General features: G+C 43.8%; 5 protein-coding genes and 4 tRNA genes. 1 reads left to right on the top strand and 8 read right to left on the bottom strand.

What is annotated here, in order from left to right; translation table 11 throughout:
* Positions 1-650: 650 nt before the first annotated feature.
* The 8 genes from AY607_RS04615 to secA all read right to left on the bottom strand — a co-directional run bounded on the left by AY607_RS04615 (position 651) and on the right by secA (position 7,017).
* Positions 651-727, bottom strand: a tRNA-Pro gene (locus AY607_RS04615).
* Between the two features lie 17 nt (positions 728-744).
* Positions 745-820: transfer RNA gene (locus AY607_RS04610), tRNA-His, on the bottom strand.
* A gap of 37 nt (positions 821-857) precedes the next feature.
* A tRNA-Arg gene (locus AY607_RS04605) sits at positions 858-934 on the bottom strand.
* A 34-nt stretch (positions 935-968) separates the two neighbouring features.
* Positions 969-1,045, bottom strand: a tRNA-Pro gene (locus AY607_RS04600).
* 154 nt (positions 1,046-1,199) lie between these two features.
* Positions 1,200-2,267 (bottom strand): quinolinate synthase NadA, encoded by a 1,068-nt coding sequence (gene nadA / locus AY607_RS04595; protein WP_064101900.1) that lies wholly within the window; start codon positions 2,265-2,267, stop codon positions 1,200-1,202.
* 153 nt (positions 2,268-2,420) lie between these two features.
* A complete protein-coding gene (argJ, locus tag AY607_RS04590) occupies positions 2,421-3,641 on the bottom strand; it encodes a bifunctional glutamate N-acetyltransferase/amino-acid acetyltransferase ArgJ (RefSeq protein ID WP_064101899.1) in 1,221 nt (406 codons plus the stop codon).
* Positions 3,642-3,798: 157 nt separating this feature from the next.
* Complete coding sequence (locus tag AY607_RS04585; RefSeq protein WP_064101898.1) at positions 3,799-4,152, bottom strand: hypothetical protein; 354 nt, start codon at positions 4,150-4,152, stop codon at positions 3,799-3,801.
* Positions 4,153-4,290: 138 nt separating this feature from the next.
* Positions 4,291-7,017 carry a preprotein translocase subunit SecA gene (secA, locus tag AY607_RS04580; RefSeq protein ID WP_064101897.1) on the bottom strand — a complete coding sequence of 909 codons (2,727 nt, stop codon included), beginning with the start codon at positions 7,015-7,017 and terminating at the stop codon, positions 4,291-4,293.
* Positions 7,018-7,348: 331 nt separating this feature from the next.
* On the opposite strand from secA, the gene AY607_RS04575 reads away from it, so the two are divergent.
* Positions 7,349-7,990, top strand: coding sequence for a peroxiredoxin (locus AY607_RS04575; RefSeq protein ID WP_064095187.1), 642 nt, complete (start codon positions 7,349-7,351; stop codon positions 7,988-7,990).
* Positions 7,991-8,094: the final 104 nt, after the last annotated feature.

Genomic DNA, 8,094 nt, shown 5'->3' with positions numbered 1-8,094 from the left:
AACTCAATCAATCTTAACTAAGTCACTGTTTTATCAGAAGTTTTAATCTTCATCACCGCCGATGGATGTGCATTCTACAGCATTTCACATCCCTTGCAACCCCATTTTTTAAATAATTCAGAAAAAACCTAACGACTGTTTATTATTTCTGCAAAATATACATATATGTATACTTTTCAATCTGAAATATTCTTTTTTTAACACTACAAACTTCTATTTTCACAATCTCATTATTAAAAATAATCTTTATTTCTTTATTAACTGAAAAATTACAATTTATGCTTCTTATTTTTTATGCCCTTTAATATCTTTTTAAAACTATTGTTTTGGAATAATTTAAATAAACCTTGTGTCGAAAATAATTGCTAATCCCAAAAAAAGTTCATTAATCAGAAGATCTTTTCTAATCACAGTTATTGGATATTCAAATGAAGAATGAAGAATGAAGAATGAGGAATGAGGAATGAGGAATGAGGAATGAGGAATGAGGAATGAGGAAATATTATTTTAATAACTTTAATAACCAGATAATTGATTAGTTATTTTTAACCCCAAATACTTATCCTTACTCACTTTAAGCCAAACATAGATTTCAGGCATAAAAAAACCGCTTAACGCGGTATCTTTTATCTCGACCATCTTGAAGGAGATGGTCGGAGCAGTAGGATTCGAACCTACGACCCCCTGGTCCCAAACCAGGTGCACTACCAGGCTGTGCTATGCTCCGAATTCAACTTTAAAAGTTGGGGTGAATGACGGGATTCGAACCCGCGACAACTGGAATCACAATCCAGGGCTCTACCAACTGAGCTACATCCACCATTATCACATTTAGTTCTTAATATCAAGCCACCAAATGGCGCGCCTGACAGGATTCGAACCTGTGACCATCCGCTTAGAAGGCGGATGCTCTATCCAACTGAGCTACAAGCGCTTTACTGATGCTAACATCATTTGCCTTGAAGAATTGGTCGGAGCAGTAGGATTCGAACCTACGACCCCCTGGTCCCAAACCAGGTGCACTACCAGGCTGTGCTATGCTCCGATTCATCTCAGCTTTTGTATCGAACATCTCGTTCGGTACGGTGTGCATTCTAGGCGTGACGCCCTGAGACGTCAACACCTATATTTAAAAAAAATCGAAAAAACACTTCAAGCGTTTATTTATCAAGCATTTCAGACATTTTTTATACAAATTTCTAGCGTTTTAAGCTGGCGCTAAAATCTAACATTCGATCTAGGGGTAATTTGGCTCGCTGAGCTAAAGTGGGGTCCACATGAATCTCCTGATCACGATGCTGCAAAACCTGCAAAATTCCATCAAGTTCGTTCATTGCCATCCAAGGACAATGTGCACAGGAACGACATGTTGCTCCTTCTCCAGCGGTTGGAGCCTCAATCAGGATCTTATCCGGGACAGCTTGCTGCATTTTATAGAAGATGCCACGGTCTGTTGCCACAATTAATCGCTTGTGCGGTAAAGTTTGGGCTGCCTTGATCAGTTGCGAAGTACTCCCAACTGCATCTGCAATTTCTACCACGGACATGGGTGATTCCGGATGTACCAAAACTGCCGCATCTGGATATAAAGCTTTCATACTAGCAATACCGCGGGAGCGGAATTCTTCATGTACGATACAAGCCCCGTCCCAAAGCAGCATGTCAGCTCCGGTTTTGTTCTGAATATAACGTCCCAGATGCTGATCCGGTGCCCATATAATTTTTTCACCCAGACTGTCCAGATGCTCAATAATTTCCACTGCACAACTTGAGGTGACCACCCAATCGGCACGTGCTTTCACCGCAGCAGAAGTATTGGCATAGACCACTACAGTATGATCAGGATGAGCATCACAGAACTTGCTAAACTCATCTACAGGACAGCCCAGATCTAGCGAACAGGTGGCTTCCAGAGTAGGCATGAGTACCGTTTTTTCAGGTGAAAGGATTTTTGAAGTTTCACCCATAAATTTCACACCTGCTACCACAAGCGTCGATGCTGGGTGATCGCGACCAAAACGTGCCATTTCCAGTGAATCAGAAACACAACCACCTGTAAGTTCGGCTAGCTCCTGCACTTCAGGATCACAATAATAATGCGCGACTAAAACCGCATCCTGTTTTTCCAGCTCGGTCTGAATCTGGGCAAATTTTTCCTGTTTGGCTTGTGCACTGATCTGATGCTCTTTGGGATCTCCTAAACGATCTAAATGCTCCTGCACAATCGATTTAGCTTCATTCGCTATTAATTTAGTCGCATCATTCATAACAACTCTTACTCTACCCTCATGATTCATTATTCAATGAACCTTTCACCCTTCATCCCGGTCATCTCTGGCGATACGCTATTTTTGACCAGTCATTAAAAATCATTAAGTATAAAAAAAGCCCCGCAATGGAGGCTTTCAAAACAATCTGGATTATGAACGATAATCTGCATTGATTTTTACATAATCATAAGATAAGTCACAGGTATAGACCGTATCTTTTGCTTCACCCCGTCCAAGATCAACACGAATCGTCATTTCAGGTTGTGCCATGACACGTGCACCTGCCGCTTCGGTATAATCTGCTGCTGCACCACCATCTTTGCAGATTTGTACATCATCTAACCAAACCTGAATTTTTGCAACGTCTAAATTTACTACACTGGCATAACCAATCGCAGCCAGAATACGCCCCCAGTTTGGATCAGAAGCAAAGATCGCGGTTTTAACCAAGGGTGAATGGGCTATGCTATAGGCTACATCACAGCATTCCTGGGTATTGGCACCCCCCTCGACTGTGACGGTAATAAATTTGGTTGCACCTTCACCATCACGCACGATCAGTTGTGCAAGGCGTTTCATGATGCGCATCAGTATCTCTCGCACCGCTGCATAACGCGAATCTTCAATCGAAGTAATTTCGACACCACCCGCCTGACCTGTAGCGATCAAGATACAGGAGTCATTGGTTGAAGTATCGCCGTCAATCGTAATACGGTTAAATGACTGGTTTACTGTCTCAGACAAAAGCTGCTGTACCAGTTCACGGCTGATCGGCGCATCTGTGGCCACATAGCCCAGCATGGTCGCCATATTTGGACGAATCATGCCGGCACCCTTGGAAATACCTGTCATGGTATAAGTAATACCATCCAGTTCGAACTGTTCGGATGCACCTTTCGGTGTGGTATCCGTGGTCATAATTCCTGTCGCTGCATCCATCCAGGCATCATCACGCAATGAATCCAGGGCTGGCTGCAATCCACTGAGCAAACGTTCCATTGGCAACTGCTCGCCAATCACACCTGTTGAAAACGGTAATACTTCTTCAGGTTTTACTCCGGCCAGCTCGGCCAGTTTGGCACAGGTCGCTTCTGCATTTACCATACCTGTCGGGCCAGTACCCGCATTGGCATTACCGGTATTAATGACGAGATACCGTGGATTGCCTATCTTTAAATGTGCTTTTGACACATGCACCGGGGCTGCGCAGAAGGCATTCTGGGTAAATACCCCTGCAACATTGGAGCCGGCAGCCAGTTCAAATATCACCAGGTCACGTCGGTTCTGATAGCGTACATAGGCTTCAGCCGAACCAATTTTAACCCCTTTCACCACATGCATCTGTGGCATAGATACGTCACCAACTGCCATTTTAAAATCCAATCTTGAAGTTTCAGAAAAATACAGCTTAGTTGATCTGCAATAAAAAATCGAGCCAAAGCCAGAGCCTGCCTAAGATTTATTATAGATTTTCACAATAAAAAACCAGTCATCAAGACTGGTTTTCATATTTTTTAATGAGATGTTTTTAGTTTTGTGCCATTTGTCCAGCTTGATTCAATAAAGCCTGTTTGGCCTGTTGCTGACTTACGCTTGAAAGGGCCGGATTTGTGGCAACAATCCGGTCTGCATTTGCTGCATTGGCCGCTGCAATTGCAGCAGTCTGCAATACAATCGGACGATTCTGATTGGCAAAGGTATAACTAATCCCCGTACGTGGACTGACTACCGTCACTTGTGTATCCGTGCGTTGCACTTGGGCAGTGGTCGTACCCACCGCTTGCTCAACTTTATCCAGTGTTGTGGTAGATGGAGTCTGTGCAAAACTTAATACAGGCATTGCCAAAGCAGCAATCATGAGCGTTTTTAATACTTTTTTCATTCAGGTTCTTCCACTTTGAGGTGTTGAATCAGCCATTAAATAGCATTTAATTCCTAAGACTGCAAACAGTATTCAATTTCTGAAAAATCTTCATACATAAAAAAATCAGAGCCATGTGGCTCTGATTTCTAATCCAGTTTAGATCTTGCCATGACACTGTTTGTATTTCAGGCCTGAACCACACGGGCAAGGTGCATTACGACTTGCCGGCGCTTCAAAGACTGGCGCTACAGGATTCGCCTGAGCATTCTGTTCGGTATCCATCTCATGTTCACCTGCAAGCAAGCCGTCAAATTCCTGATGAGATAGCTGCAAACGCATTGCCTCAGCCTGTGCCTGTTGCTGTGCTTCCATTTCGGCCAGTTCTTCAGGGGTCGGTACGTGGATACGCGACAGATCTGTCACTACATCGGACTTAATCGTACCGAGCATGTTCACAAACAGGTTATAAGCTTCTTTTTTGTATTCCTGCTCTGGATTCTTCTGTGCATAACCACGTAAATGAATCCCCTGACGCAAGTAGTCCATAGCCGCCAGATGTTCTTTCCAGTGACGGTCCAGAGAATTCAGCATAAAGTGACGTTCAAGCGACGCTGCAGATTCTTCACCCATTTGCTCACGACGTGAACGGTAGCGATTCAGCACTTCATCTGTAATACGCTCGACCAAAGCCTCTTCATCCAGACGACGGTCCTGTTCCAGCCATTGGCCGACAGGAATATCTATTGACAGGTCTTCACGCAATGCCAGTTCCAGACCTTCAATATCCCACTGGTCATGAATCGATTCAGGTGGAATATAATTGGCGATCACACCCTGCATCACTTCACGGATCATTTCTTCAATATAATCCTGCAATGAGCTTTCCGCCAGGATGTCATCACGTTGGCTATAAATAATCTTACGCTGTTCGTTATTGACGTCATCGTATTTCAACAGGTTCTTACGAATGTCAAAGTTACGTGCTTCCACTTTACGCTGGGCATTTTCAATCGACCGAGATACCATCTTGTGCTCAATGGCTTCATCTTCCTGTAAGCCCATGGCACGCATCATACCGACTACGCGATCACCGGCAAAGATACGCATCAGGTCGTCTTCCAGTGACAGGTAGAAGCGCGATACACCAGGGTCACCCTGACGGCCGGCACGGCCACGCAACTGGTTATCGATACGGCGTGATTCATGACGTTCGGAACCGATAATATGCAAACCGCCCGAATCCAGCACTGCCTGATGATTGACCTCCCATTCTGCTTTCAGACGCGCTTCATCTTCAGGAGTTGGGTTTTCAATTTTCGCCAGTAATGCTTTCCAGTTACCACCGAGCAAAATGTCGGTACCACGACCGGCCATGTTGGTAGCAATGGTTACAGCACGTGGTGCACCCGCTTGGGCAATAATATCGGCTTCACGCTCATGCTGCTTGGCATTTAGCACTTCATGTTCAATGCCAGCTGCTTTTAGCTTGTCCGAAAGGATTTCAGACGCTTCAATGGTGGCTGTACCAATCAGAATTGGCGCAACACCTGCTTCATGCACACGCTGAATTTCTTGAATAATGGCGTTATATTTTCCTTCACGATTTAGATAAATCAAATCGTTCTGGTCATCCCGGATCATTGGACGGTGCGTCGGAATCAGCACCACATCCAGACCATAAATTTCTTTCATTTCCGCTGCTTCAGTATCAGCAGTACCGGTCATCCCGGACAGTTTTTTATACAGACGGAAATAGTTCTGGAAGGTTGTGGTTGCCAGAGTCTGGTTTTCCGGCTGGATTTCCAGACCTTCTTTGGCTTCTACAGCTTGATGCAAACCTTCAGACCAACGACGTCCCGGCATGGTACGACCGGTATTTTCATCGACAATAATCACTTCACCATCGTTAATGATGTATTGCACATTGCGTTGATAAAGATAATGGGCGCGAATCGCTGCAGTGACATGATGCAACAGGTTCAGGTTCGCCGCTGAATACAGGCTCTCACCTTCAGCCAGCAGGCCCATTTCAATCAGTTCACTTTCAATGGTTTCAAAGCCCACTTCAGTAATTTCAACTGAACGCTGTTTTTCATCAATCCAGAAGTGGCCACCGTCCGGCACTTTTTCTTCTTTCTGTGGTTTTAACTTTGGTGGAATATTATTAATGGCTGCATAAAGCTGCGAAGAGTCTTCACTTTGACCAGAAATAATCAGCGGGGTACGTGCTTCATCAATCAGGATCGAATCGACCTCATCGATAATGGCATAGATCAGACCACGCTGCTTTTTCTCGGCCAGCGAGAACACCATATTGTCACGCAGATAGTCAAAACCGAATTCGTTATTGGTACCGTAAGTAATATCAGCACGATAAGCTTCAGCCTTTTCCATCGGATTTTGCATGGAATAAATGATACCGATGCTTAAACCCAAAAATTCAAATAATGGACGGTTTAACTCGGCATCACGCTGTGCCAGATAATCGTTCACGGTAATGACATGCACACCTTGGCCACTGATGGCATTCAGATAGCAGGCCAAAGTACCCATCAGGGTTTTACCCTCACCGGTACGCATCTCTGCGATTTTGCCTTCATGCAAGGTAATACCGCCAATCAGCTGCACGTCATAATGACGCATGCCCATCACTCGCTTAGCGGCTTCACGACAGACTGCAAATGCTTCAGGAAGTAATTTATCAAGGGTTTCACCCTTATTATATCGTTGTTTGAATTCTTCAGTTTTTGCAGATAAGTCTGCATCGCTCAGGGATGATATCGTCGGCTCGAGCGCATTAATCTTGTCTACGATTTTACGCATGCGTTTGAGTTCGCGCTCATTTTTGGTACCGAAGATTCCTCCGATCAGACTTGCCAACATGAATAGACTCTCTAAATCTTGCTTGTCAAATGAATATGTTCTTAGTCGTTATTATGGTGCTAGAAATTTGAACTACAAGGGTTTTGCTGTAAAACCGCTAAAAAAATCTGATCCTTAGTTCTAGCCCTAAGATCTAAGGCAAAGTAATGTAGCAAATTTTCCCTGTGCAACATAGTCAATTAATTGACTGATTTTTGCACTTCTGGATAGATGGATATCTTGCTTATGCAGTTTATTCATAAAGAAAGATAAAAACACTATTTTTAATTATATAAATATTGGTTCATATTAAATCTTATCTCTCCATTAAAAAACCAATTGAGGCAAAAAGATGAGTTTACGTCTAGGCGATACCGCACCGAATTTTGAACAGCAATCCAGTGAAGGCCTGATTAATTTTTATGATTTTCTGGGCGATAGCTGGGGTATTTTATTTTCACACCCTGCCGACTATACACCAGTATGTACCACTGAACTTGGCTATACCGCAAAACTGAAAGACGAGTTCGCAAAACGGGGCGTGAAAGCGATTGCCCTGTCGGTCGATGATGTTGAATCACACCATGGCTGGATTAAAGACATCAATGAAACCCAGAATACCACGGTCAATTTCCCGATTATTGCCGATCAGGATCGTAAAGTCTCCGAGCTGTATGACTTTATCCATCCGAATGCCAGCGAAACTCTAACGGTTCGTTCTTTAGTAGTCATCGACCCCAACAAAAAAGTCCGTTTGATTATTACTTATCCTGCATCGACAGGACGTAATTTCCATGAAATCTTGCGTGTCATAGACTCCCTGCAACTCACTGATAAACATAAAGTAGCCACGCCAGCAAACTGGCAGCAGGGTGAGGATGTCGTGATCGTTCCTTCATTAAAAGATGAGGACGAGATCAAGCAACGCTTCCCTAAAGGTTATACCGCGGTAACGCCTTATTTAAGGCTTACGCCGCAGCCTGAGCAAAATTAAAAGCGCTATCATAAAAAACAAGAGAACTATCACTATAAAGCCTGTCTTCGGATAGGCTTTTTTATATTCAAAATCTCGTATTCACTTTAAACTTTAAAGGACAA

The organism is Acinetobacter sp. SFA (genome assembly GCF_001647535.1).
In the GTDB taxonomy this organism is placed as follows: domain Bacteria; phylum Pseudomonadota; class Gammaproteobacteria; order Pseudomonadales; family Moraxellaceae; genus Acinetobacter; species Acinetobacter pecorum.
This window is presented reverse-complemented; position numbering and strand designations above follow the sequence as displayed.